The organism is Desulfuromonas sp. TF (genome assembly GCF_000472285.1).
GTDB lineage: Bacteria > Desulfobacterota > Desulfuromonadia > Desulfuromonadales > ATBO01 > ATBO01.
This window is the reverse complement of the sequence record NZ_KI421426.1, coordinates 186,706-212,358: the sequence shown is the minus strand read 5'-3', so window position 1 is coordinate 212,358 and position 25,653 is coordinate 186,706. Positions and strand designations below refer to the sequence as shown.

Sequence of the window (25,653 nt, the reverse complement as noted above, 5' to 3'; positions counted from 1 at the left end):
CCCCCTACAGGATTTCGCGCGTGCATGTCGAGTTGGCGATGACGGACATGGCCTGGCGGGCGATCTCCAGCTCCTCGTCGGTGGGGACCACGAGGACAGCGACCGGGCTTTCCTCCCGGCTGACGGTCGTAATCGTGCCGCCTACTCCCTTGTTCCGAGTCTCGTCGAGGGCGATCCCCAGGTTCTCAAGCCCGGCGCACGTCTTCCGGCGGACTACAGCCGAGTTCTCGCCGATCCCCCCCGTGAAGACCAGGGCATCGACGCGCCCCAGGGCCGCGGCATAGGCGCCGACGTACTTTTTGATCCGGTAGCAGAACATCTCCAGGGCCAGCGCGGCTGGCCCGTCCCCCGAGGCCGACCGGTCCTGGATCTCCCGCATGTCGGCCACACCGCAGATCCCCTTGAGTCCGCTCTGCGAGTTGAGCAGCTTCTCCAGCTCCGCCGGCGCCATACCGGTCTGCCTCAGCAGGTAGAAATGGAGGGCGGGATCGAGATCGCCGCAGCGGGTCCCCATCACCAGTCCCTCGAGGGGGGTGAGCCCCATGGAGGTGTCGATGCTCCGCCCCCCGGCAACGGCGGCGGCGCTGGCGCCGTTCCCCAGGTGCAGGGTGATGAGATTGACCTCTTCCGGCGCCCGTTCCATGTGCCGGGCCGCCTCCCTGGCCACATAGGAGTGGGATGAGCCGTGAAAACCGTAGCGGCGCACCCTGTACCGCTCGTACAACTCGTCGGGAACGGCGTAGCGGAATGCATGGGGGGGCAGGGTCTGGTGGAAGGCGGTGTCGAAGACCGCCACGTGCGGCGCCTGCGGAAAACGACCGCGTGCCGCCTCGATGCCGAGGAGATTGGAGGGGTTGTGGAGGGGGGCGAGGGGGATCAGGTCGCGGATGGCGGCGACCACCCCGTCGTCGATCAGGGTCGGGGCGGCGAAACGGTCCCCGCCGTGCACCACCCGGTGGGCGATAGCGGCCACTTCCCCTTCCTCCCGGATGACGCGGTCCCGGGCGTTCACCTCAAGAATGAACTCGAACCCCGCCTGGTGATCCGCCAGCGGCCGGCTGTGGATTTCTTCCCGGCGGCTGCCGTCTTCCCTTGTCCGGCGCTGGCGCAGCCGGCTTTCAGTGGTGCCGATCCTCTCCACCAGCGCATCGGCAATCGACTCGAGCTCCGGGACAGTGAACACCTCCATCTTGATCGATGAGCTGCCGCAATTGATGACCGCGCATTTCCTTTCCATGAGCTCCCTTTCCCTTCTTATTACAGCATCTCCCGGGGCTGGCCGGTGGAGGCGAGCACGCTGCTCCACAACCACCCCTCCGGGTCGATCTTCTTCCGGGCGCTGGTGGCCAGGGTGATCGGCACGTGGGTGAACTGGTGGTTCCAGAAGCCGACCACCATGTTGGTCCGCCCGGCCATCCCCGCATGCACGGCGCTGTGCCCCAGGAGCAGGCAGAGGGCCGAGTCGTGGGTGTTGGCCGGCTGGCTGCGGATGATGTAGCTCGGATCGATATACTTGAGGGTCACCTCCATGCTGCGGGCGGCGAAGTGCCACTTGATGGCGTCGCGCAGAAAGGTGCCGATGTCGCCGAACTTGATGTTCCCCGAAGTATCGCGCTCCGCCGTGGCCGCCAGCAGCTCCTGTCCCGCCCCCTCCGCCACCACGACAACGGCGTGGCCGCGCGACTCCAGGCGCCGCTGCAGGGCTCCCAGAAAGCCGGCCAGGGAAAAGGGGGCCTCCGGGATCAGGCAGAAGTTGACCTGGCTGTCGATCAGGGAGGCGAAGGCGGCGATGAATCCCGAGTCACGCCCCATCAGCTTCACCAGGCCGATCCCGTTGCGGGCGCCGCCGGCCTCGACGTGGGCCGCATAGATGGCCCGGTGGGCCTCGGTCACGGCGGTTTCGAAGCCGAAGGTCTTCTGGACAAAGGAGATGTCGTTGTCGATCGTCTTGGGAATTCCGATGATGCTGAGGGGAAGTCCCCGGCGGCGGGCCTCCGCCGCCAGGGCGCCGGCCCCCTTCAGCGTCCCGTCCCCCCCCACCGTGAAGAGCACGCCGATTCCAAGCTCCTCCAGGTTGTCGACCATCTCGGCCGGCTTCTGGGGCCCCCGGGATGAGGCGAGGATCGTCCCTCCCAGCTCTCCGATGTGCCCCACCGCTTCGGGGGTCAGATCCAGGGGGGTGTGCCCGAGACGCTTCACCAGCCCCTCGTATCCGTACCGGAACCCGTAGACCTTGCGCACGCCGTAGTGGTGGTGCAGGCTGAGGGTGACGGCGCGGATCACATCGTTGATCCCGGGGCAGAGGCCGCCGCAGGTGACGATGCCGCAGGCGGTCTTCGCCGGCTCGAAGAAGATCCGTTCGCGCGGTCCGGCCAGCTCCAGCGTTGGAGGTTCCCCTCCGTCGCCGATACATCCCTCGATCTCATCGAAGCGGGAGTGGTACATGATCCGCTCGCTGTCCAAGGTGAACCGCACCCCCTGCATCGGTGACGGGAAGCGGCACTCGCCGAGCCGCTCGATGGTAAAATCCAGTTGAGCATTCATGGTGCCTCCCTTGGACGCGGGTCTCCTGTATTGCGGAGGGTCTCGAGATTATTTCAACCCTACGTCCTTCAGTGCGGTCTTGCAGCGGGAGCTGACCTTCGCCTCGTTCTCCCGCAGACAGTCGAGCAGCCGCCCCTCGCCGGGTTTGACCTCGGCGCAGTAGCTCTCGAGATCGTCCCGGCATTCGTTGACCGTGTAGGACAGGGCGCTGAGGGCCCGCTCAAGCTGCGCCGCCGCGTCGTAGAGCGCATACTCGCAGCGAGGGGAGAGCTTGTCCTGGTAAGCGTAGAGGCAGGCTAGAATCCGGCCCTCGCCCGGGGTGACCTCCTTGCACCAGGTGGTCAGTTCCTTCTCGCACCCCTCGAGGAAGGTGCCGACGGCCTCCTGCGTCTCCTTCGGCGGGTCCGCGGCGAAAACGGGACCGGTCGTGAACGACAGAAACATAACCGACAAGAACGCGAACCATTTCATCGGGCACCTCCATTTGTTAGGGTTTAGAAGATCTCCGTGATGTACTTGAACGGGTAGTCGGAGGACTTGTACTTGCCAATTTTCTTCCGATCCGGCAGCTTCACTTTTTCTCGCGGCAAATCCTCGTAGGGGATTTTGCTGAGCAGATGACTGATGATGTTCAGGCGCGCGCGCTTTTTGTCGTCCGACTTCGCCACGAACCAGGGCGCCCAGGGGGTGTCGCTCGCCGTGAACATCTCGTCGCGGGCGCGGGTGTAGTCATCCCAGCGTGTATAGGACTTGATGTCCATCGGCGAGAGCTTCCAGATCTTGCGGCCGTCGTCGATGCGCCCCTCCAGCCGGCGGGTCTGCTCCTCCGGGCTGACCTCGAGCCAGTACTTGAGGAGGATGATGCCCGACTCGATCATCAGCTTCTCGAATCCCGGCACGACTTCCAGAAAACGCTTAGCCTGCTCCTCGGTACAAAAACCCATCACCCGCTCGACCCCCGCCCGGTTGTACCAGCTGCGGTCGAAGATCACCACCTCTCCGGCCGCCGGAAAATGCGGGATGTAGCGCTGCCCGTACATCTGGGACTTCTCGCGCTCCGTCGGCGTGGGGAGGGCCATCACGCGGAATGTCCGCGGGCTGACCCGCTCGGTGATCGCCTTGATGGTCCCCCCCTTGCCGGCACCGTCGCGTCCCTCGAAAACGATGCAGACCTTGAGCCCCTTCTCCTTGACCCACTCCTGAAGTTTGACCAGTTCCACGTGGAGGCCGGCAAGTTCCTTCTCATATTTTTTTCTCGTCAGCTTCCTGTCGGGTTCCCCGCTGCTCTTTTTGTCTTTTTTCCTGTTCTTCCTGGCAGCGCTCATCGGCTTGCTCCTTTCCCTCTCGGCCCCACTCTGGATTGTCCACTCCTTGCCCGGTCACCTGCTGTTCCTCACTCCACCCAGGCCCGGGCTTCGGCGAGCCGGTTCCGGGTAAAATACTTGACCTGGGTGGGCCGCAAACCGGCGCCGGTGAACATCAATATCGAGGTTTCCCATTGGGGTTCGCCGACGATGGCGATTTTCCCGATCCTGTCGCCGTGCTCCACGAGAAAGGTCGTGTCGTGCCAGACCTCACCCCCCAACCATCCGCGAAAGTCCTCTTCGACCATGACCAGCACCCTGGCCTTATCCTGTCCCATGCCCCCTATGCAGGCGGCCTGAACGGCGTCCAGCTCTTCCTTGAGCAGGGCTCCGGAAATACGAATGATCCAGATGCCGCTTTCTTCGCGTTGAATGGTCGCTCCCATAAGTACGCCTTTCAGGTGTCCTTCTTCACCAACGTCCGCATACGTAACGATCCGATCTTTCTCCCTTCCGTCAAGGGGGGAGATAAATTGCATGCCTCTACAGGGTCTCATCAAGGCGCTTCGGTGACGATGTAGACTACGCTGCCGCTCGAGTAGCCGCGGCTGTACCAGGTGCCGCTGCAGTTGTAGTAGTGGGTGCCGTTGACAATCACCACCGAAGTGGAGCAGGGCAGTGTGGTCACGTAGTTCGAACTTACTGCTGCGGCCGTCGCCGCGCCCACCGTCGCGCCGACCACGACACCGGCCGCGAAATCATCGTCATAATGGCCGTGCCAGTGATCGTCCCAGTATTCGTCTTCGGCCCAGTCCTGCCGGTCCTCGCGGGCCTGGTCGGCATGGCTCTGCCAGTCCTCGCGGGCCTGGTCGCGCTGGTCCAGACGATCCTGCTGACGGTCGCCCCTGTCTTCCTGCCGCTGACCCTGCCGGTCTCCGGCCCCCTCAGGCCGCTGCGCCGGGCGCTGCGCTGCACCCACCTGTCCGGTGGATGGCCGTTCCGGCCGCGTTCCGGCACCGGCTCCGGGCCGCTGCTGCATTGACGGCTGGCGGGAAGGTTGCGCCGGACGCTGGGAAACGGAGCGGGAGGAGAACCCGCCGCCTCTGGCCGGGCTGCTGCGGGTGAACCCGCCGCCGCCTCTTGCGCCCCCGCCGCCTCTAAAGCCGCCGCCCCCCCCTCTGCCGCCGCCGCGGGCGTCGACAATGCCGGGGAGGGAGAGCAGGAACAAGAAAATCACGAAAATCGACAGTATGGCCGATGACGTCCTGAGGGTCATTTTTCGCCTCCTTCCCTGGGCGGGGCCTGACTTCCGATTCGGGCCGGAATGATGAAGGGGACTTTCTCCGCCCCGGCCGGCGGGGTGAAGACGAAGCGGTCGGCGGCGGCTTCGGGGGCCAGGTTCCAGTCGGAGAACTCGGCCCAGAACTGAGGCTCACCCGGGATCTCCTTGTAGGTGATGACGACTCGTCGCGGCAGCGGCTGCGCGCCCTGGGTGATCCAGAACTGGCAGTCGACCTCGGCGGTGCGGACGGCCAGATGGTCGACGGGTACGTTGAAGAGGGCGTCCGTCTCCACGTAATCGACCGATTGGATCAACTTTTCTAACTGCTGCGGCAGACCGGTGTGGAACATCCGGGCGAGAGGGATCGTCATCTGCAGGTCCCGAACCAGGTAGACCAGCGCGCCGTCCACCGTCCCGGGTTTCTCCACTGTGGCGTAGACGTTGTCATCGGCCTTGAAGGCCGTGATTGTCTTTCCGTCGAACAGCACCATTCCCTGCTCGCCGTCACTGAACTCCACCTCGACGCGCATCCGGTCGGGGCGCTGGAGCAGGACCCGGCGCTTCTCGCCGAACTCGATCCGCTCCCCGTCTTCCTGGATGGCATCGTAGCCGCTGCGCACGCTTACGCTGAAGCTCTGTGCCTGACCGAGAAAACGGGCCATGTTCATCAGGATCTCCATCTCCTCTCCGCCCTGTTCTTCCCCGGCGGCAGCGGGCGCTGCCTCCTGGGCCGACGCCGTCCCGTTCCAGAGCAGCAAGGCGGCCGCTACGGTCAGTGCCGCGACAGACCCTTTGATCGCTCGTAAAAGTTTCCATCGTCTGCTTGCCATCGTCTCCTCCGTTGGGTTGAAACCCGCCTGTGCCGCCGCCTGCCATTCGGAAAAATAGAGTTTCCACTTATCTTCCTTCCTGGCTCCCGAAGAGCGTCGTGCCGGCACCCCGCAACTCCGTCACCGCCCGCTTGACCCGCTCGGCCATTCCCGCCTCGGCCAGCGCCAGATAGGTGCGGGGGTCGTAGGCCTTCTTGTCTCCCACCTCGCCGTCCACCTTGAGGACCCCGTCATAGTGCGTGAACATGTGAGCGGCGATGGGACGGGTGAAGGCGTACTGGGTGTCGGTATCGATATTCATCTTGACCACGCCGTAGTCGAGGGCCTCATGGATTTCGTGAAGCTCCGAGCCCGAGCCGCCATGGAAGACCAGGTGGAAGCGGGCCGTCTCGCCGTAGCGGGCGACCACCGCCTCCTGGCATTCCTTGAGCACCTCGGGGCGGAGTTTGACCGCGCCGGGCTTGTAGACGCCGTGGACGTTGCCGAAGGTGGCGGCCAGCAGGTAACGGGCGCCGATGCCGTTCAGCCGCCGGGCCACCTCCAGGGTGTCCTCGGGGGTGGTATAGAGCCTGGCGCTTGCTTCGGCCCGGATGCCGTCCTCCTCCCCCCCCACGACGCCGGCTTCGATTTCCAGGATCAGGTCGCTTGCCTTGAAGCGCTCCAGGAGCCTCGCGGCAATCTCCAGGTTCTCCGCCAGCGGCAAAGCGCTGCCGTCGAACATGTGGCTGTTGAAGAGGTTGGGCTGCCCGGCGGCGCGTCGTCTTTCGGTCTCCACCACCAGCGGCAGGACGAACGCCTCGAGCTTGTCCGCCTGGCAGTGGTCGGTGTGCAGCGCCACATAGATGGGGTAGCGTTGGGCCGCCCGGTGGAGATGCTCGGCAATGGAGATCGCGCCCAATGCCATCTCCTTGACCGCCGTCCCCGAAGCGAAGGCTCCGCCGCCGGTGGAGACCTGGATAATGCCGTCGCACCTGGCTTCGGCGAGTCCCTTCAGCACGGCATTGGCGGTGGTCAGCGACGAGACGTTGATGGCCGGGTAGGCAAAGCGGCCGGCCCGGGCACGATCGAGCATTTCACAGTAGGTTTCATAGTCGGCTACCGGCATAATGACCTCCAGTCGCTCGAAGGACGGTGCATTCCGCTCTTCGGCCTTAGCGGACGAAAGCGCCGCGGCCGGCGAACACGGCAGCGGCCCCCAGTTCCTCTTCGATGCGCAGCAGTTGGTTGTACTTCTCCACCCGCTCGCCTCGGCAGGGGGCGCCGGTCTTGAGGTGGCCGGTGCCCATCGCCACGGTAAGGTCGGCGATGAAGCTGTCCACCGTCTCACCCGAGCGGTGTGAAACCATCGAGCCCCAGCCGGCCCGGCGCGCCATTTCGATGGCGGCCACCGTTTCGCTCAGAGTGCCGATCTGGTTGAGCTTGATCAGCACGGCGTTGGCGGCCTTCTCTCTGATGCCGCGCGCGATGCGCTCGACATTGGTGACGAACAGGTCGTCGCCGACCAGTTCGACCCTGTCGCCGAGTCTGCGGTTGAGGAGCTGCCAACCGTCCCAGTCATCCTCGGCCAGACCGTCCTCGATCACCACGATCGGATATTTCTCCACCCACTCTTCCCAGAGAGCGACCATCTCGGCGGCAGTCACCTTCCGCCCTTCCGTGCGCAGGTTGTACATCCCGTCCTCGTAGATACCGCTGACGGCCGGGTCGATGGCAAGCGCAATCTGATGTCCGGGCGCGTAGCCGGCCTTCTCGATGGCCTGGAGGATCAACTCGACGGCGGCGGCATTGGTCTTGAGCGCCGGCGCGAAGCCCCCCTCGTCGCCGACGCCGGTTGTGTACCCGCTTTCCTTCAGCACCGCCTTGAGCGCATGGTAGACCTCGCTCCCCCAGCGCACCGCCTCCCGGAAGGTAGGGGCCCCCACAGGTCGCCAGGCTCACGCCGAGCACGGCGTTCGCCCCCAGCTTCCCCTTGTTCGGGGTGCCGTCCAGCGCCAGCATGGCCCCATCGACGGCGCCCTGGTCGAGGGCGTCCAGGCCGACGACGGCGCCGGCGATCTCCCGATTGACATGTTCGACGGCCTTCAGCGTCCCCTTGCCGCCGTAACGGGCCTTGTCCCCGTCGCGCAGCTCCAGCGCCTCATGCACCCCGGTGGAGGCGCCGGAGGGGACCGCGGCCCGCCCGCAGGCGCCCCCCTCCAGGGCGACCTCGACCTCCACTGTGGGATTGCCCCGCGAATCCAGTATTTCTCTCCCTTTTATGCCGACGATCCTTGCCATGCCGGTCTCCTTTGCTAGGAGGCTGATGAAAAACGCCCATCTGCGGCGTTGTCCTCACCCTTCGTCAACGACGTACCTTCCAGGTACGCCTTAATCCTCAGGATTTCGTCCGCCTTGCATCTGGGCATTTTTGATCAGCCTCGGAAATCGGGTTTTTTCAACACCCTTCGTAGTTCGTTGAGACGATCCTCACCGCTGTCGCGAAATCATGTAGCGCAGCAGATCGACCACCCGATGGGAGTACCCCCATTCGTTGTCGTACCAGGAAACCACCTTGAAGAACCGCTTCTCCCCCTTGAGGTTGTTCTGGACCGTGGCGAGGGAGTCGTAGATGGAGGAGCTCTCCGAGTGGATGAAGTCGGTGGAGACCAGCTCCTCCTGCGAGTATTCGAGATACCCCTTGAGGTAGCTTTCCGACGCCTTCTTCATCAGGGCGTCGATCTCCTCGATGGAGGTTTCCCGCGCCGAACGGAAGGTCAGGTCGACCACCGAAACATCGGGGGTGGGGACGCGGAAGGCCATCCCGGTGAGCTTCCCCTTCACCGCCGGCAGCGCCTCCCCCACCGCCTTGGCCGCACCGGTCGTCGAGGGAATGATGTTGACCGCCGCCGCCCGGCCGCCCCGCCAGTCTTTCTTCGAGGGGCCGTCGACGACCTTCTGGGTCGTCGTGTAGGAGTGGATGGTGGTCATCAGCCCGGTCTCGATGCCGATCCCCTCCTTGAGCAGCACATGCACCAACGGCGCAAGGCAGTTGGTGGTGCAGGAGGCGTTGGAGACCACGTGGTGGCTCCCCGGGTCGTACTCACCCTCGTTCACCCCCATCACCAGGGTCTTCACCTCCCCCTTGCCGGGGGCGCTGATGATGACCTTTTTCGCCCCGGCCTGGAGGTGCAGCGCCGCCTTGGCGGCATCGGTGTAGAGGCCGGTAGATTCGACCACGTACTCGACGCCCAGTTCCCGCCAGGGGAGAAGGTCGGGCGATTTGGCCGCCGCTACGCATTTGATCCGCTGTCCGTTCAGCATGAGGATGTCGTCTTCCTCCCGCGCCGGGTCGCTTTTTGCCGTGCTTACCTCCCCCTTGAAGCGGCCATGGACCGAGTCGTACTTGAGCTGATAGGCGAAATAGGAGGCGTCGGTGCCGACATCGACGACCGCCACCAGGTCGATCTCCCGTCCGATGAGCCCCTGTTCGGCCATCGCCATGAGGACCAGCCTGCCGATTCGGCCGAAGCCGTTGATTGCTACTTTCGCTGCCATCTGTTATCTCCTTTGACGCTGTACGCGCTTTTTCGATTATTCCGCCTCCGCGACGAGCTTCCGCTAAAAGATCGGGAGCGGTTCCCATACGATATCTCACTGGCTCCGGCCGTCAATGAGGCCCCCCTCATCTCCTTCTCCCTGACCGTCGGGCGCCTTTGCCGGTGCGGCGTACCACTGCTCCCTGGGGACGACCTTGGGGCGCTCCGGATCCTTCTCGTAGGCCGGGGTCATGATCTGCACTCCGTATTCGTTGAAGAGATCGAGAATGTTGCGGTGCAGGTCGGCATAGATCCGGTTCATCGCCTGCGGTTTGTGGCAGTAGGCGTTGATCTGGTAGGTGACGCTGAAATTGCCCAACCCCTTCTGCAGCACGAAGGGGGGCGGTTCCGGGAGGAGCCCCGGTGTGCGCAGCGCCGCTTCCACCAGCATCGCCTCTACCTGCCGCCACGGCGTCTCGTAGCTGATGCTGACGGTGGTGTGCAGGATCAGCCCCGGCTGTTGCGCCAGCGCGCTGTAGTTGACGACCTCGCCGTTGAGGATGAGGGAGTTGGGAATCACCACCTCCTCGTTCTTCGGCGTGCGCAGATAGGTGACGAGCAGCCGTCGCTGCTCGACGTCGCCGATATGCTCGCCGATCTTGATGCGGTCTCCCACCTTGAAGGTGCGGCGGTAGGTCATGGAGTAGCCGGCGATCAGGTTACCGATGAGGGAGGAGGAGCCCAGCGAAAAGAGGACCCCGATGAAGATCGATATCCCCTTGAAGGCGCCCGATTCGGAGCCGGGGATGTACGGGTAGGCGACGATCAGGGCGAAGGCGACCAGCAGCAGCCGCATCAGACGGTAAGTGGGCCAGGCCCATTCGGCTTCGAATTCGGGGAGGACGACCGTGCCGTCGGCCAGCCGGGAGAAGAAGAGGCGGACCAGTTTCAGCAGATAACGGACGGCAACGAAGAGGACGACGAGAAAAACGAGGTTGGGAAACTCCTCCGCCAATCCCAGGCCGAGGTTCCGGAACGGCCCGACCACCCCCACGAAAAGATGGTTGGCGAACCCGCGGGTCCAGGGAAACAGGGAAAGTACCCCATACAGGTAAAAAAAGACCGCAACCAGAACGGTGGCCACCCAGGCGAGACCGAGGACGGCCGTCAGCAGGCGCCACAAATGCTCGCGCCGCACCAGCCGGAATTTCTTGATCCGGACATCGTGGATCTTTTCCCGGAGGCGCGCCTCGATCCGGCGCCGCAGACGCCGGTAACACCAATGCCCGATCCCCAGCCCAACAAGGAGCAGCAGGGTGGCTCCGAGGGCGATACCCCCCTGCCGCAGCAGCTGTTCGGGGGCTCGGTCGCGGCGCCAGGCGGCGATCGCCTCGCCGATCCGGGCCTCAACGATCCGCACCAGAGTCTGCCGGTCGATCCCTTCCAGTTCGGCATCGGCATCGACAACCTGCAGGAGAACCCTCTCTCCCGCCTTAACGGTGCTGAACCCCGCCCCTTCCTCGCTCCGCAGGTCGCCGGGGGCGACGGCCGGATCGGCTGCCGCCTGCACGATCCGTTCGCCGATCGCCGCGGCCCGCTTTTCGGCCGGGAAGGAGGAGATTCCCCGCACCTGGAAGAGGGTGTAGCCGTCGACGGTCACCGGAGCCGTATGGAGGCCGAGAACCAGTTCCTCCTGCGCCGGCCGGTCCCCTTCGGCTTGCGCCGCAAGCGTATCCGCTCCCCAGAAAAGGAGGAGGAGCAGAACCGGCCAAAAGAGGAAACGACAGCGAATCATCGGGACTCTCCACAACGCTCTGCGGGCGGGCGCTCCGTCGGGTGCGGAAACGTCCGGCCCAGTTCCCGTCAGAGGGAAATCTCCCCGGCGGCCTCCGTCAATGTGGCGGCACTGTGCCGCAGCCCCTCCTGCTCCTCTGCCGAGAGGGTCGGCTGCAGCGTCGCGACGACGCCGGCCGCTCCGAGAATCCGCGGCAGCGACAGGCTGATCGCACCGTTCCCTTCGACCGTTTCGTGCATCGATATGGTGAAGACGCCGCGTTCGTCGTTGCGCACCGCCCGCGCCAGCCGCGACAGGCCGGCCCCGATGCCGTAGTAGGTCGCCTTCTTCCCTTCGATGATCCGGTAGGCGGCGCGCCGCACGCCGTCGTCGATGCGCGCCTTGACCTCCGCGTCGACGGGTTTGCCGACCTGTGCGGCCAGATCCTTCAGGGTCACCCCGCCCACCTGGGCGCTCGACCAGACGAGAACCTCGGAATCGCCGTGCTCGCCAATGACGCTGGCATGGATCGAATGGGGCGCGACGCCGAAGAATTCTCCGAGCAGGGTGCGGAACCGGGCCGTGTCGAGGACGGTCCCGGACCCGAAGACACGCCCAGAGGGGAGTCCGGAAATTCTCGTCACCATCTCGGTGATCAGATCGACGGGGTTCGAGGCCACGAGGAGAAGAGCTTCGGGGGCATGTGAGAGGACCTGGGGAACGACCAGCTGGAAAACCCGGACGTTCCGCGCCAGCAGCTGCATCCGGCTCTCTCCGGGCTGCTGGGCGACGCCGCATGCGAGAACGACGAGGGCCGCCCCCTCCAGGTCCTCATAGTCGCCGGCCGCCAACCGAACGGGGGTTGCAAAGGGGGTGGCATGCAGAATGTCCTCCGCCTGCGCCCCGGCGAGGTCCTTGTTGAGATCGATGAGCAGCAGCTCGCTGACAACGCCCTGCAGGACCATGGCATAGGCGGCGCTGCTTCCAACGAAACCGCAACCGATGATGCCGACTTTCATGCCTGTCTCCCCGGGATGACGTTGGTGACGGTCTTATCCGTCCGTGCTGTTTGTCCGGATCTCTTGAAGCATTCCTGCATGACAATTTCCCTAGGTATCCCTGGAATCCTGTAGATCTTCCTCGCTCAGCAGCTTCGGTACGACGGATCACTGCGCCGGCTTCGCCTTCCAGATCCGCTCGCAGTACTCCCGGATCGAGCGGTCGGAAGAGAATTTGCCCATCCGGGCCGTGTTGAGGATCGACATCTCCGTCCACCTCTGCGTGTCGCGCCAGGCCGCGCTCACCCGGTCCTGACAGTCGAGGTACGACTGGAAGTCGGCCAGCACCAGGTAGTCGTCGCTGTGGAGGAGGTGATCCACCAGTGGCCGGAAGAGCCCCGTGTCGCCACCGGAGAAGACGCCGGAGGCGATCTGGTCGATGGTCTCCCTCATCTGCGGGTTCCCCTCGTACCAGCTCCGCGGATTGTAGCCGCCGGCCTTCAAGTCGTGCACCTCCTCCGTGTTGAGCCCGAAGAGGAAGAAGTTGTCCTCTCCCACCTCTTCGCGGATCTCCACGTTGGCCCCGTCCAGGGTGCCGATGGTGAGGGCGCCGTTCAGGGAGAACTTCATGTTCCCGGTCCCCGAGGCTTCCTTCCCCGCCGTGGAGATCTGCTCGGAGAGGTCGGCCGCCGGGTAGATGAGCTGCCCGTTGGTCACGTTGAAGTCGGGGAAGTAGACGACTTTCAGGCGGCCCGCCACGTCGGGATCGGCATTGACCACCTCCCCCACGGAATTGATGAGCTTGATGATGAGCTTGGCCATGAAATAACCCGGCGCAGCCTTGCCGCCGAAGAGGAAGGTGCGTGGGGTGAAATCGCCCTGCGGGTCCCGCTTGATCCGGTTGTAGAGGGTGATGATGTGCAGGGCGTTGAGGTGCTGCCGCTTGTACTCATGGATCCGCTTCACCTGCACGTCGAAGAGGGAGCAGGGATCGACGGAGATGCCGGTACGCTCCTCGATCACTTTCGCCAGATTCTCCTTGTTCCCCTCCTTCACCTGCCTCCAGGCATCCTGGAAGGCGACGTCCCGGGCAAAGGACTCCAGCTTCCGCAGCTCCTTCGGGTTCTTCACCCATCCGTCGCCGATCCGGTCGGTGATCAACCGGGCCAGCCCGGGGTTGCTGAGCAGCATCCACCGCCTCGGGGTGACGCCGTTGGTGACGTTGTGGAACTTTTCCGGGGAGAGATCGAAGAAGTCCCGCAGCACGGTCTGCTTCAGCAGTTCGGAGTGGAGCGCCGCCACACCGTTGACGGCGTGGCTGCCGACGCATGCCAGGTTGGCCATCCGAACGTATTTATCTCCGTTTTCATCGATGATCGAAAGCCGGGCGACCCGCCCTTCGTCGCCGGTGAAGCGCCGGCGCACCTTGTCGAGAAAGCGGCCGTTGATCTCGTAGATGATCTCCAAGTGCCTCGGCAGCATTTCGGCAAACAGCGGCAGCGGCCACTTCTCCAGGGCTTCGGGGAGGAGAGTGTGATTGGTGTAGGCCAGCGTTTCGCGGGTAATCCCCCAGGCCGTATCCCACCCAAGGGCATGCTCGTCCACCAGCAGCCGCATCAGTTCGGCGACTGCGATAGCCGGGTGGGTGTCATTGAGCTGTACGGCGAATCCGCCGGCGAAGTCCTCGAAAGAGCCGCCGCGCCACACATGGGTGCGGATCATGTCCTGCAGCGAGCAGCTGACGAAGAAGTACTGCTGGGCCAGGCGCAGTTTCTTGCCGATAGCCGGTTCGTCGTTGGGATAGAGGACTTTGGAAATGGTCTCGGAGATCACCTTCGCGTCGACGGCAAGGTAGTAATCCCCCACGTTGAAGGCCTGGAAATCGAAGGACTCCACCGCCTCCGACTTCCACAGCCGGAGCACGTCGGTTAAGCCGGAGCGGTAGCCGGCCACCGGGGTGTCGTAGGCGACCCCCTTGACCACACGGGAGGGTATCCAGCGGACACGATACCGCCCCTGCTCGTCCTGCCAGGATTCGGTCCGACCGCCGAAGCCTACCTGAAAGGTGATATCCGGCCGACAGAGCTCCCATGGATTGCCGAGGCGAAGCCACTTGTCGGTCACCTCCACCTGCCAGCCGTCGCGCAGCTCCTGGTCGAAGATGCCGAATTCGTAGCGGATGCCGTAGCCGATCGCCGGAACCCGCAGCGTTGCCAGCGAATCCATGTAGCAGGCGGCAAGCCGCCCAAGGCCGCCGTTGCCGAGACCCGGCTCCTCCTCCTGGCCAAAAAGGTCGTCGAGATCCTGGCCCAGCTCGGCCACAGCTTTCCGTACCGGTTCCATGATCCCAAGGTTGACCAGGTTGTTCCCCAGGTGCGGCCCCATCAGGAACTCGGCCGACAGGTAGCTGACGATCTTTATCTCTTTGCGTTCCAGGTAATGCAGCGAGTTGATCAAATCGTCCATCATCCGGTCGCGCACCGCATGGGCGACGGCCATGTACCAGTCGTTGCGGGTGGCCATGTCCGGAAGGCGCGCCTGATTGAAGTGGAGGTGGTCGAGGATGGCCTGCCGGAGATCCGTGGCACTCATCCCCCGGCGAACGCCGCTCCCCTTCTCGACGATATCCGGAACCTCGGTTTTTCTGGTCTTGCCCTTTTCAGCCATGATGTCAAACCTCCCGAATCGAAGACATGATCGGTAATGCTCCTGCCCCCTTGCCTCGCCACCGCATCTCTCCCTGGACCGCCCTCCGGCATCGTCATTTCCCTGCCGCACTCACTGGCAGCCCCGCTCGACCCCGGCGTTGCCACACCATGGGCGAAATGCTGCCGGTTGTCATTACTCGTCGATCAAAGTAGCATCGTTAACGACGTTCACCATTTTATGCGGCGGCGGCGGCATGATCTCGATGGACTGGATGTTATGCGTCGGCATCAGGATCAGCTTGTCGGGCAGTTTGATACCTACGTAGCTCGAATCCATCGCCTTTTCCAGCCGGTAAGCGGCGTTGCGGCGCTTCTCTTCATCCGTCCCGACCTTGAAGGTAATCGGGGATCCCTGGAGCAGGTTGATCTTGAAGGTGACTTCCTGGAGGTCCGGCATGATTTTATCCTTTCTTTGTTTGAGTGATCGACGCGGTGCTGGCTCAAAAAACCTCCTCGACGTACTTGAGCGGATAATCGGGAGACCTGGCTCGACTCCCAAGGTCCTGTTATTAGCCTTTTTCGTCCTGACCCGTTGCATGAGGAATCCCCCTCTCCATTACGCGTCCCCAGTGGGACCGCCATCCCCGGGTGCGGTCATGCGGGCGTAAAGCTCGATCCCCGGCAGGGCGGTCACTCCGTGCGCGAGGATGCTGAGCAGCACCGTGGCGACGACGACGAGCTTGATCGTCTCCTCTCCCGGTAGATTGGTGGCCTCCTCCAGAAAGACCAGGCCGAGGACGATGGAGGCCAGGCCGCGGGGACCGAACCATCCGAGGAAAAGGAGCGTGGCGGGACGCAGTTTGAGACCAAGCATGGATACGGCGACCGGCAGCATGCGCACAACCGTCAGGCTGAGCAGGGCGTAGAGCAGGTGGACAGGCTTCAGTGAACCGAATAAAAAGGTCGCCACCATGCCGAAATAGAAGAAGATGAAGAAGTCGAACAGCTGTCCCCACCCCTCGGTAAAGTGGAGACTCTGAGCGGCCACGTCCTGGTAGCCAACCCGGACGGCGATCCCGGCCGCGTAGGCGGCGATGAACATGCTGCCGCCGGTCGCCTTGCAGGCGAGGACGCTCAGCAGCGGCAGGCTCACCAGCCCGAGCTGCTGGGCCTCCCCGGTCATCCAGCCCCTCTCCTGGGCACGGCCGAGCAGGAAACCCCCGACCAGGCCGATGCCGCAACCAACCGCCGCGCCGATCCCGAGCTGCTCGAAGAGAAATCTCCCCAGGATCATGCCCCCCCCATCGGTGCCGTAGCTGGCAACGGCGATGAAGAACATCAGGAAAGGGACCGAAAGTCCGTCGTTGAGACCGGCCTCGACGTCGAGCGCCTGCCGAATCCGCTTCGGCACCCGCGGACTCTGGACGATGACCTGACCCAGGCCGGCGTCTGTCGGGGCCAGAATGGCGGCCAGGATTCCGGCCTCCCAGAAGGAAATCGGCAGGAGCAGCACCCCGCAGAGAGTCCCGGCAAGGATTGTCAGCAGCATGCCGGCGGTCAGCAGGCGGACCGGCAGTTGGCGGCTGTCCTTAAGGACTTTGAAGGGGATATGGGTGGCGTCGGTGAACAGAAGCATGACCAGGCCGATCTCGGCCATCAGCAGGAAGCTCTCCCGTTTGATCATCATCTCCTCGAAGTGGGGATAGCAGAGCAGGAGGAGCACACCCCCCAGCAGGAAGAAGATCGGGGGGGTCAGGAGAGTCCGCTCCATCCGTCTCGACACCAGGCTGTAGAGGAGGATCAAAAGCACAAAGGCGGAGATCACGGTCATGGTGCCCCTCCATCGGGCCTCGACCCGGCTGGCGTGTGGGGCCCTTCCATCGAATTCTGCCGCCCGCCGATCTGCAACGACACCAGCCGCGCCAGCAGCGTCGCCGGGTAGAGCTGCCCCACCAGTGCCTCCATGATCACGAACATGCGCGCCGTCGTGTGTGTGGCCGTAAAGTCGCCGTAGCCTAGGGTGGTCAGGGTGACGAAGCTGAAATAAGTGAAGTCCTCCTGTCTGGCAGCCGAATCCAGCTGCTGGGCTGCGGATATGGAGAATGCGCCAGGCACTAAGATGTCGAACACCTGGTAGAGGTGCGAGAAGGTAAAACCCACCAGGAGGTAGGCCGCCACGGCGCCTCTCACCCGGTAGCGTGTCACCTGTCCGTCGTCCCGGAAAACCCTGGCCAGCAAGGTTCCGGTCAGAAGGGCAACGAACAGCAGGGAAATCGTGCCGGCACATACGGCAACGGCCTGGCTCTCACTGAAATGGTCCGCCCATTTCAGGGCGATGGCCGCTGCGGCGACGGATCCCGCGATGAGGCGTGGAACCGGACGGGATGAAAGGTTCATCACTCCGGATATCAGCAGCAACGAAAAGAAGAGAGTGGAGAGCATCCGCAGCAGGGGCGAGTCCACGAGCGGGGCCAGGAAGAGCGAAACGAACAGAAGCACCAGAATGGCCGAGAGTCCCCGGTCCCCCCACCAGAAACCTGTGAACCCCTGGAATGCCTGAGGTATGGATTGCATAAGCGATGCTCCTGGAACTGGCCCGTCCTTGAGCTTCGAAACTCCCTCCTCCCTGAGGGAGAGGGGAGTGATATTAGTCAGGAGGATTCAGGCACGATCCGAAGACGACGAATCCCGCCTCCGGATCGGTGGCGCTCAGGGTGAGAGTCCCCGTATCCTCCCCGAGGGTCATGCTCCATCCGCGTTTTTCGGCTCCATGCAGAACGATCATTCCCTCGGGGTGATCGATGGCCGTGATGATCGTCGGCGCGCGCGGCACATTCTTGTCGAGGGAGGTGATGGTCCTGGCCTTGAGGTCGATCCGGAAGAACCGGGGAAGGGCCATTTCCCGGATCGACCATTCCCTGCATCCTCCCTCGCTCGTGCACTCGAAGGCCTTGGTCAGGGCACAGGTCCGGATGGTGTCATCCGCGGCCGAGACGGAAGCGGCGCCGCCGAGCAGGGCGACCGCAAAGAGAAAGGCTGCGACTCGTTCCATGATGATTTCTCCTTCCTGCCTTTTCCGCAGGCTGTTGAGAATGGTTTCGCCAGACTACTTGACCGTGTAGCCTTTCCCCTCCATGCATGCGCTCCAGGCACGGTTGTACGTTGCACGCTGCTGTTCATAGCCGGCCGCCTGCTGCTGCGCCGCTTCCTGTTGCGCCTGGTCGCTTCGATGGCGCCTCGCCCCGCCGATCATTCCGCCGGAAGCGGCTCCGATGGCCGCCCCCGTGCCGGCATCACCGGCGATGGCTCCCACCGCCGCTCCGGCGAGGGCGCCGCCGGCCGCTCCCCGCAAGACCCCGCCCTTCTTCTCCGGGGGCGCGGCGGCTGTGGGGGCCTGCATCGGGTCGAAGCTGGTCTGTCCCTTGGCCCACTGATAGCAGTTGAACTTGTCCTGCTCCATCTGCTGATCGCTCTGCCCCTGGCTGGGAAAGACAATGGGTTCCGCAGCGGCCCGGACTGAACCCGCCGAGAATGCCGTGAAAATCAGCGCCGCCACGACGCCGGAGACTGTATTTCTCGTGAGGATGTTTATGCCTGTCATGTCGTGCCGCTCCTTTCGTCTCGTCCGGCGTATCTGAGCCGACATCCATCCGGTCCTGAATCGGTGGCTGGTAATGCAGTGCCCTCAATTCGGTCTATTCCGATTTCCATGCCAGATCCGGCGTGCCGCGGCCCTCATTTCAAAGCCATTAAAATGCTTACGTAAAGTCATCAGGCCAGAGGGGGTGGAAATGCTGCTCCGGGGGAGATCGGGACGATATGTCGTCTTTGAGATGAAATGCCGTCTTGCCAGGTTGAAAAACGATGCTAGATTTGATTCACCTAAAGATTTGGGGCAATTAATCGTTCCCTTGACGACCTGCTATGTCAGTCTTTCATTAGAGGAGGCCTCCGTTTAAGGAAACGAGCAAAGGCATGACCCGAAAGTACAGCGTGAATACGCGCTTGAGAAACAAGGAGAGGGATAACCGCCCTGACTGCCCAAAGCCTCCCGAAGGACCTTCGAGCGAACGCCGGCACTTCGACAAGCTGCTGATTTCCATTTCGACCCGCTTCAAGAATGTCGGCTCGAAGGAACTGGATGGAGAAATCGCGGAAGGTCTCAAGGAGATCGCTGGCTTTTTCGGATGCGACCGGATAGCCCTGTGGGAGTTTACGGATCGGGGCGAGGAAGCCTTCCTGACCCATCACTTTGCGGTGCGAGGGGCTGAACCTCCCTTCAACAGGTTCCTGAACGAAGAGTTTCCGTATCTCACCCGTCAATTGCTGCAGGAGCAGATCGTCTGTGTCGCTCGGGTCGACGAACTGCCCGACCTTGCCGCCGTGGACAGAAAGAACTTCCAGCACTATGGTGTCAAAAGTCTTATTTCCCTCCCGATTTTCATGGCCGGCGCCCCGCGAGGGTGCCTTTCGTTATCGACCCTATGGCATGCGCATGAGTGGTCCGAAGCGGAGGTCTTTCAGCTCAGGCGTATCGGGTCGGAGCTAGGCAATGCCCTGAGCCGAAAGATATCCAATGAATTGATCGAGGAACGGATCCGCTTCGAGACCTTGATTTCCGATCTTTCGGCCCGCTTTATCAATATTCCTTTCGAAGACGTGGATGACGCCGCTAATGCTGCGCTCGACCAGGTACGCACCTTTTTCCGGGCCGATTATTGCGTGCTGTTCGAGCTCTGCACCGTGACGGACGAAAACCGTGTCGCCTTCGTCAGCTATGCGCCGGAAGTGCCGCACCTGCCGGAGGGGCTTGATCCGAAGCAGGCCTTCCCCGCGGCATACGATATGATCGTGCGGCAGGGGAAGCCTTGCATTCGCGAACGGTCGGACGACCTCCCCCCCGAAGCGGATACCGATAAGCGAACCAGGAAAGAATTGGGAATAGAAGCCGGCCTCAATATACCCATCGATTTCGGATCACCGGTCATGTACTGCCTTAATGTGGCGACCCTTCGGCCGCGTGCATGGCCGGCGGAGTACATATCAAGAATCCGGCTGCTGGGCGAAATCATCGTCGATGTGCTGAAACGCAAGCAGTTGGACTTGGAACTGAAGCGGTCCTTCGACGAAGTCATGAGCCTGAAGAGCCGGATCGAGCTCGAAGCCGACTATCTCCGATCGGAGATAAGAGTCGGCAGGGAGATCGAGACGATCATCGGCCAGAGCGAAGCGATCAAAAATGTCCTGATCCAGATCGATCAGGTGGCACCGACCACTTCCATCGTGCTCATCCACGGGGAAACCGGCACGGGAAAGGAACTTGTAGCCCAGGCCGTCCATAATCTCAGCGCACGTCGCGAGAGGCTCATGATCAAGGTCAACTGCGCTTCTCTTCCCGGGGCGCTGGTGGAGAGCGAACTGTTCGGCCGGGAGAAGGGGGCTTACACGGGGGCACTGACGAGGCAGGCGGGGCGTTTCGAGATCGCCGACGGCTCGACGATCTTCCTAGACGAGATCGGAGAATTATCGACCGAGTTGCAGGCCAAGCTGTTGCGGGTGCTGCAGGAAGGGAGTTTTGAACGGCTGGGAAGTCCGAAAACCATCAAGGTGGATATCAGGGTCATCGTGGCCACCAACAGGAACCTCGAAGAAGAGGTGCATAAGGGAAATTTCAGGGAAGATCTTTTCTATCGGCTCAATGTTTTCTCGATCTTCGTTCCTCCCCTGCGCCAGAGGAGAGATGACATCCCCATGCTGGCCTGGAATTTCATTCATGAGTTCTCGGAAAGAATGGGCAAGAAGATTAACAAGATCGCCAGGAATGACATGGAGGCACTGCAGCGTTACTCCTGGCCGGGAAACATCCGGGAACTGAGAAATGTCATCGAACGTGCCGCCATCGTCAGCACCGGCGACACCCTGAACCTCAGGCTCCCCGAAAATGGCCATTCTGCTCCGTCGAAAATCATGACCATCGAAGAGATCGAGTCGCGTCATATCAGCGAAGTGCTCCAACTCACCGGTTGGCGCATCAAAGGTGAGGGGGGCGCCGCCAAGCTGCTGGGAATGAACCCCTCCACGCTGTACTCAAGAATGCTCAAGCTCGGCATCACTTCGCGTTCAGGCTGATGAAAAGCACCCATCTGCGGCGTTGACCTCATCTTCGTCGCTGCGACGTACCCTTCTGGTACGCCTCACTCCTCAGATTTCAGTCGCCTTGCATAAAGGATCCTATCGAACCATCCATGAGCCGGCTGCAAATTCGGCTGCTTGGCCCATACTTCAGCTCCTTTTCGGCCCATAGCTATGGCTATGAGCTCTCAAACGAGTCAAAATCTTGGCTCAAGCTTCCAAATTTTCGCTTCGGCCCGGATAGTCCGACAGGCTCCTGGGCACTATTGATCAGCCCAGAAAGAGTCCCGGATAACCTCAGGGGTATTAGGGCGACATATCGTCCCGGGGACGATATGTCGCCCCGCCCCTGCCCACAAATTCATCCCTTTTTCTCGCCGAAATCAATCAACCACTCTAAAACAAAGAACAATTTAAAACAGACTGCTTTCCCGTAGGTTTGGTACGAATCTCGGAATGATGGAGGGCATGAGGCTGTCACTTATCAAAATTGTTCCTCTGCCGGAGAAACGCCAGGAAGTCCTGGATATTCTCCTGTCCATGAAAGGTCCCACCCAGGCCTCGGTGGGGTGTATGAACTGCAGCATTTACGTGGAGCACGGAGAAGATCAGGCGATTCTTTATATCGAGCAGTGGCGAAGCATCGGCGAGATGCACAGGCAAATGCGCTCGAGCCTCTATGCCAGGCTTCTGGAGGGGATGGAGCTATCGAGTACGGTGCCGGAGGTCTGTATTTATGAAGTAGCGAGTACCTGCGGCCTGGAGTTGATCGAGGCGGTGCGGAGGCCGAAAGCAGGCAAGGACGAAACAGTGGACGGCGAACTGACGCAAAGAGATCCATCATGAAACCGATCAGGACCGCGGGAGATTGAAAGGTCCATTGACGCGCATGCACAGGGGGTTCTATGGCAGCGGAAGCCAGCAGCAAACCGAAACCTGCCGCAGCCGAACTCAGCGTAAGCCGGCCGGAGGCCGCCATCCTCCTCGTGCATCTTTCGGGAAGCTGGCAGCTTGGCGGAAAGCTCCCGCCCCCGGAGACTGTCGGGAGAGAACTCGGGGCACAGCCGACCGTCGCCCGGGTTGCCTTCGACACCGGGAAGCTCGATTACTGGGACAGCGGGCTGCTGGTCTGGCTGGCCAGTTTTTTCAATGCCTGCCGTCAGACCGAAGCCGAAATCGATCAGTCCGGACTTCCCTTGGGAGTGCAAAAGCTGCTCCGCCTGGCCTCTCCCGAGAACCAGCGCTCCGGGGTGACGCGGGGTGGGAAGCGGGCGCCGTTCCTGGAGCGGGTCGCCGACCGGGCCTTCGATCGGTTCCGGGGATTCAAGGCGACCCTCACCTTCATCGGCGAGGCGACCGCGGCTTTTTTCAGAATGCTGCGGGGAAAGGCCAATTTCCGACGCGTGGACCTGCTCACGGCCATCCAGGAAACCGGCTCCCAGGCCTTCCCCATCGTCTCCCTCATCAGCCTGCTGGTCGGAATGATTCTGGCCTTCGTGGCCGCCATCCAGCTGAAGCTCTTCGGGGCGCAGATCTACGTGGCCGATGTTGTGGGGATCGGAGTCGTGCGGGTCATGGGCGCCATCATGACCGGCATCATCATGGCCGGCCGGACCGGAGCGGCCTTCGCCGCTCAGCTCGGCACCATGCAGGTGAACGAGGAGATCGATGCTTTGGAATCCCTTGGGCTTTCGCCTGTCGAGTTCCTGGTTCTGCCCAGGATGCTTGCCCTCATGCTGATGATGCCGCTTCTCTGCATCTACGCTGATCTGATGGGGATTCTGGGGGGGATGTTCGTCGGGGTGGGGATGCTCGACCTCGGCGTCATCGAATACGTGAACGAGTCGAGGAACGCCCTGAACCTGACCCATTTCACGATCGGACTGTTCCACAGTTTCGTTTTCGGCGTCCTGGTGGCAGTGTTCGGCTGTCTGCGCGGCCTCCAGTGCGAGAGAAGCGCCTCGGCCGTCGGTTATGCCGCCACCTCGGCGGTGGTCACCGGCATCGTCAGCATCGTCGTCGCTACGGCGGTCATTACCCTTTCCTGTCAGGTGATTGGAATATGAATGGAGCCGAGGCACAGAACCTGAGCCCAAAAGAGCCGGTCATCGTCGTCCGGGGTCTGGAGATGTCCTACGGCAGCTTCGTGCTGATGCGCGACCTGAACTTCACCATCAACCGGGGCGACATCTTCATCATCATGGGGGGGAGCGGTTGCGGCAAGAGCACCCTGCTCAAACACCTGGTGGGGCTCAAGCGCCCCGCCAAAGGAGAGATCCTCTACGACGGGATCAGCTACTGGGAGACGGAGCCGGAAGTACAGGAACGGCTCAAACGGCGCTTCGGCATCCTTTTCCAGAGCGGCGCCCTCTGGAGTTCCATGACCCTGGCGGAGAACGTCGCCATGCCCCTGGAGTTGTACACACCTCTTTCTCCCGATCAGAGTCGCGATCTGGTCTCGTTCAAGCTGGCGCTGGTGGGGCTCGGAGGGTTCGAGGATTTCTACCCCTCGGAAATCAGCGGCGGCATGAAAAAGCGGGCCGGGCTCGCGCGGGCCATGGCTCTCGACCCGGATATCCTTTTTTTCGATGAGCCTTCCGCCGGTCTGGATCCCGTCAGCGCCCGGCTGCTGGATGACCTGATCATCGAGCTCAGCGAAAGCAGGGGCGCCACGGTGGTGGTGGTGACCCATGAGCTTTCGAGTATTTTCGCCATAGGCTCCAATTCGGTCTTTCTCGATCCCGACGCCAAGACGATGACAGCCGCCGGTGATCCGAAACGGCTTCTCCGGGAGTCGGAGGACCCGAAGATCATCAACTTTCTGACCCGGGGTGAAGGCAGGCGGAGCGCCTGAAGGAGCCGGCAAGAGCCGGACAGCGGAGGATCCATGAGCAAGAAGGTGAGCAAGACAGCGATCGGAGCGTTCGTCCTCGGCGCCGTCGTCCTGCTGGTCGCGGGGGTCCTGGTGCTGGGCGCCGGGAAGTTCTTTACCCGGGAGCATGTCTTCGTCACCTACTTCGAGGGATCGGTGAAGGGGCTGAACGTCGGTTCGCCCGTGATGTTCCGGGGAGTGAAGGTGGGAGCGGTGAACGACATCACCATCATGGCCGATCCCGCGACCGGCCGGGTGACCATTCCCGTGATCTTCTCCCTGCAACCGGCCCGGTTCAAGGGGACCCGGGCCGAGTTTCAAAGGGAACCGAAATCGATCGAGAAGGCTGTCGAGGCGGGCCTGAGGGCCCAGCTGGAAACCCAGAGCTTCGTCACCGGACAGCTGATGGTTTCCCTGGACTTTTTTCCCGACAAACCGGCCCGGTTCGTGGGGCTGGTCAAGGAGTACCCAGAGGTTCCGAGCATCCCCACCCCCCTCGAGGAGTTGCAGAAGACGGTGGAGAATCTGCCGATCAAGGAGATGGTGGAAACCCTCAACCACACGCTTGCAGGGGTCGACAGGCTCGTCAACGACATCGATGCGAAACGGACGATGCAGTCGCTGGACGCCGCTCTCGAGGAAACCCGGGCGCTGATGCAGAACCTCAACGGCAGAGTCGGCACCCTCGCCGAGAGCATGGAACGGGCCGCCCGCTCCGCCGATTCGGCCCTGGTCGAAACGAAAAAGACGATGGTGACGGTCAGCGAGGATATCAGGCAGACACTCAGTGAAGTGCAAACCACTCTTGATTCAGCCCGGTCGGCCCTCAAGAATTCCGAGCGGACCCTGCAGACATACGGAGAAGATTCGCCCATGGCCGGCCAGATGTACAGGACCATGCGGAATCTCTCCGAAGTGACCCGGTCGCTCCGTCAGGTTACCGATTATCTGGAGCGGCACCCCGAGGCCCTGCTGAGAGGCAAGGCCGCTGAATAGGGAGGGAGGCGATGCGACAAGGATTTTCACTGGCAAAAATGCTGTTCGCGGGAGTGGTCGCCGCAGTCGTCGGCGGCTGCGGAACGTCGCCTCCGGCGCGCTTGTATACGCTCACTCCCATCCCCCAGCAGGAGATGAAGGCGGTTGAGCGACAGGGAGCGCATCCGGTTTCGGTGAGCGTTGCGCCGGTCGATATCCCCGATTACCTGGATCGTTCGCCGATCGTCACCCGCGACGGCACCACCGGTCTCAAGCTCGCCGAATTCCACCGCTGGGGCGGCTCCCTCGGGGACAATATCACCACGGTCCTGGTGGAAAACCTCTCGGCTCTGCTTTCATCCGACCGGGTGGTCGCCTATCCGGGGATGCGTTACGGGACACCGGATTTCAGGACCGAGGTCCGGGTCCTGCGCCTCGACTGCATCCCTGAGGACCGGGTAGAGCTAAAGGCCCAGTGGCTCGTCGTCACGGGGGAGGAGAGGCAGGAAGTGGCGAGGGGGCTCTCGACCTTCACCGAACGGGTGGCCGGCGGGAGCTACGAATCACTGGTGGCGGCCGTCAGCGGTGCCGTCGGGCAACTGAGCCGTGAGATCGCCCAAGGCATGACGGTGGCGAAGGACGCGCTGAGCACCTCTCCGGCGCAGGTCCGCCCGAAGGAATAGATTGTTGAAATCCCGGTTTTTGAGGAAGAGGTTTTTATGCAGATGATAAGGGCTCAGTCCAAACGCTTCCTGCCTCCTGCAGCTTCACGCAAGCGG

The 25,653-nt window shown here is 62.5% G+C and carries 23 protein-coding genes and 1 pseudogene; 6 read left to right on the top strand and 18 right to left on the bottom strand.

The features are described 5' to 3' along the window. Positions 1–4: 4 nt before the first annotated feature. The 18 genes and pseudogenes from DTF_RS0119015 to DTF_RS0118930 form a co-directional block, all read right to left on the bottom strand. Positions 5–1,237, bottom strand: a complete 1,233-nt coding sequence (locus DTF_RS0119015; RefSeq protein WP_027716603.1) for an acetate/propionate family kinase — start codon at positions 1,235–1,237, stop codon at positions 5–7. A gap of 20 nt (positions 1,238–1,257) precedes the next feature. After that, complete coding sequence (locus DTF_RS0119010) at positions 1,258–2,532, bottom strand: ATP-dependent 6-phosphofructokinase (protein ID WP_027716602.1); 1,275 nt, start codon at positions 2,530–2,532, stop codon at positions 1,258–1,260. Positions 2,533–2,592: 60 nt separating this feature from the next. Next, positions 2,593–3,015 carry a cysteine rich repeat-containing protein gene (locus DTF_RS24600; protein ID WP_051361477.1) on the bottom strand — a complete coding sequence of 141 codons (423 nt, stop codon included), beginning with the start codon at positions 3,013–3,015 and terminating at the stop codon, positions 2,593–2,595. 23 nt (positions 3,016–3,038) lie between these two features. Continuing rightward, a complete protein-coding gene (gene ppk2 / locus DTF_RS0119000; RefSeq protein ID WP_027716601.1) occupies positions 3,039–3,869 on the bottom strand; it encodes a polyphosphate kinase 2 in 831 nt (276 codons plus the stop codon). A 68-nt stretch (positions 3,870–3,937) separates the two neighbouring features. Continuing rightward, positions 3,938–4,387, bottom strand: coding sequence for an STAS/SEC14 domain-containing protein (locus tag DTF_RS0118995; protein ID WP_162148671.1), 450 nt, complete (start codon positions 4,385–4,387; stop codon positions 3,938–3,940). A gap of 17 nt (positions 4,388–4,404) precedes the next feature. Next, the gene (locus tag DTF_RS0118990) at positions 4,405–5,124 is read right to left on the bottom strand and encodes a hypothetical protein (protein WP_027716599.1); all 720 of its coding nucleotides are present in this window, start codon (positions 5,122–5,124) and stop codon (positions 4,405–4,407) included. Next, complete coding sequence (locus tag DTF_RS0118985; RefSeq protein WP_027716598.1) at positions 5,121–5,960, bottom strand: DUF2092 domain-containing protein; 840 nt, start codon at positions 5,958–5,960, stop codon at positions 5,121–5,123. Before DTF_RS0118985 ends, DTF_RS0118990 begins: the two co-directional genes overlap by 4 nt. A gap of 67 nt (positions 5,961–6,027) precedes the next feature. After that, the gene (fbaA, locus tag DTF_RS0118980; RefSeq protein ID WP_027716597.1) at positions 6,028–7,065 is read right to left on the bottom strand and encodes a class II fructose-bisphosphate aldolase; all 1,038 of its coding nucleotides are present in this window, start codon (positions 7,063–7,065) and stop codon (positions 6,028–6,030) included. Between the two features lie 46 nt (positions 7,066–7,111). Continuing rightward, positions 7,112–8,237 (bottom strand): annotated as a pseudogene (locus DTF_RS24595) (phosphopyruvate hydratase). Positions 8,238–8,426: 189 nt separating this feature from the next. After that, positions 8,427–9,494, bottom strand: a complete 1,068-nt coding sequence (gene gap, locus DTF_RS0118970; protein WP_027716596.1) for a type I glyceraldehyde-3-phosphate dehydrogenase — start codon at positions 9,492–9,494, stop codon at positions 8,427–8,429. A 96-nt stretch (positions 9,495–9,590) separates the two neighbouring features. Beyond that, positions 9,591–11,270, bottom strand: a complete 1,680-nt coding sequence (locus tag DTF_RS24590) for a mechanosensitive ion channel family protein (protein ID WP_051361475.1) — start codon at positions 11,268–11,270, stop codon at positions 9,591–9,593. Between the two features lie 68 nt (positions 11,271–11,338). Then, positions 11,339–12,268 (bottom strand): L-lactate dehydrogenase, encoded by a 930-nt coding sequence (locus DTF_RS0118960; RefSeq protein WP_027716595.1) that lies wholly within the window; start codon positions 12,266–12,268, stop codon positions 11,339–11,341. A gap of 147 nt (positions 12,269–12,415) precedes the next feature. Beyond that, complete coding sequence (locus DTF_RS0118955) at positions 12,416–14,914, bottom strand: glycogen/starch/alpha-glucan phosphorylase (RefSeq protein ID WP_027716594.1); 2,499 nt, start codon at positions 14,912–14,914, stop codon at positions 12,416–12,418. 174 nt (positions 14,915–15,088) lie between these two features. Continuing rightward, the gene (locus tag DTF_RS0118950; protein ID WP_027716593.1) at positions 15,089–15,352 is read right to left on the bottom strand and encodes a hypothetical protein; all 264 of its coding nucleotides are present in this window, start codon (positions 15,350–15,352) and stop codon (positions 15,089–15,091) included. Between the two features lie 159 nt (positions 15,353–15,511). Further along, a complete protein-coding gene (locus DTF_RS24585; protein ID WP_035058160.1) occupies positions 15,512–16,726 on the bottom strand; it encodes a sodium:proton antiporter in 1,215 nt (404 codons plus the stop codon). Beyond that, on the bottom strand, positions 16,723–17,469 hold the full coding sequence (locus tag DTF_RS0118940) for a potassium channel family protein (protein WP_027716592.1): 747 nt from the start codon (positions 17,467–17,469) through the stop codon (positions 16,723–16,725). The genes DTF_RS24585 and DTF_RS0118940 overlap by 4 nt, the downstream gene beginning before the upstream one ends. 73 nt (positions 17,470–17,542) lie before the next feature. After that, positions 17,543–17,947, bottom strand: a complete 405-nt coding sequence (locus DTF_RS0118935; protein WP_027716591.1) for a hypothetical protein — start codon at positions 17,945–17,947, stop codon at positions 17,543–17,545. 54 nt (positions 17,948–18,001) lie between these two features. Beyond that, positions 18,002–18,496, bottom strand: a complete 495-nt coding sequence (locus DTF_RS0118930; protein WP_035058157.1) for a glycine zipper domain-containing protein — start codon at positions 18,494–18,496, stop codon at positions 18,002–18,004. A gap of 374 nt (positions 18,497–18,870) precedes the next feature. Between DTF_RS0118930 and DTF_RS24580 the strand changes: the two genes are divergently transcribed. The 6 genes from DTF_RS24580 (at position 18,871) to DTF_RS24570 (ending at position 25,557) form a co-directional block, all read left to right on the top strand. Then, on the top strand, positions 18,871–21,024 hold the full coding sequence (locus tag DTF_RS24580; RefSeq protein WP_051361474.1) for a sigma-54-dependent Fis family transcriptional regulator: 2,154 nt from the start codon (positions 18,871–18,873) through the stop codon (positions 21,022–21,024). A gap of 471 nt (positions 21,025–21,495) precedes the next feature. Next, positions 21,496–21,873: a putative quinol monooxygenase gene (locus tag DTF_RS24575; protein WP_193352720.1), complete on the top strand. Its 378-nt coding sequence runs from the start codon at positions 21,496–21,498 to the stop codon at positions 21,871–21,873. Between the two features lie 59 nt (positions 21,874–21,932). Next, positions 21,933–23,093: an ABC transporter permease gene (locus DTF_RS0118915; RefSeq protein ID WP_027716589.1), complete on the top strand. Its 1,161-nt coding sequence runs from the start codon at positions 21,933–21,935 to the stop codon at positions 23,091–23,093. Beyond that, positions 23,090–23,881, top strand: coding sequence for an ABC transporter ATP-binding protein (locus DTF_RS0118910; RefSeq protein WP_027716588.1), 792 nt, complete (start codon positions 23,090–23,092; stop codon positions 23,879–23,881). Before DTF_RS0118915 ends, DTF_RS0118910 begins: the two co-directional genes overlap by 4 nt. A gap of 33 nt (positions 23,882–23,914) precedes the next feature. Further along, positions 23,915–24,895: an MlaD family protein gene (locus DTF_RS0118905; RefSeq protein ID WP_027716587.1), complete on the top strand. Its 981-nt coding sequence runs from the start codon at positions 23,915–23,917 to the stop codon at positions 24,893–24,895. Between the two features lie 11 nt (positions 24,896–24,906). After that, positions 24,907–25,557: a membrane integrity-associated transporter subunit PqiC gene (locus DTF_RS24570; protein WP_051361473.1), complete on the top strand. Its 651-nt coding sequence runs from the start codon at positions 24,907–24,909 to the stop codon at positions 25,555–25,557. The last annotated feature ends 96 nt before the right edge of the window (positions 25,558–25,653 follow it).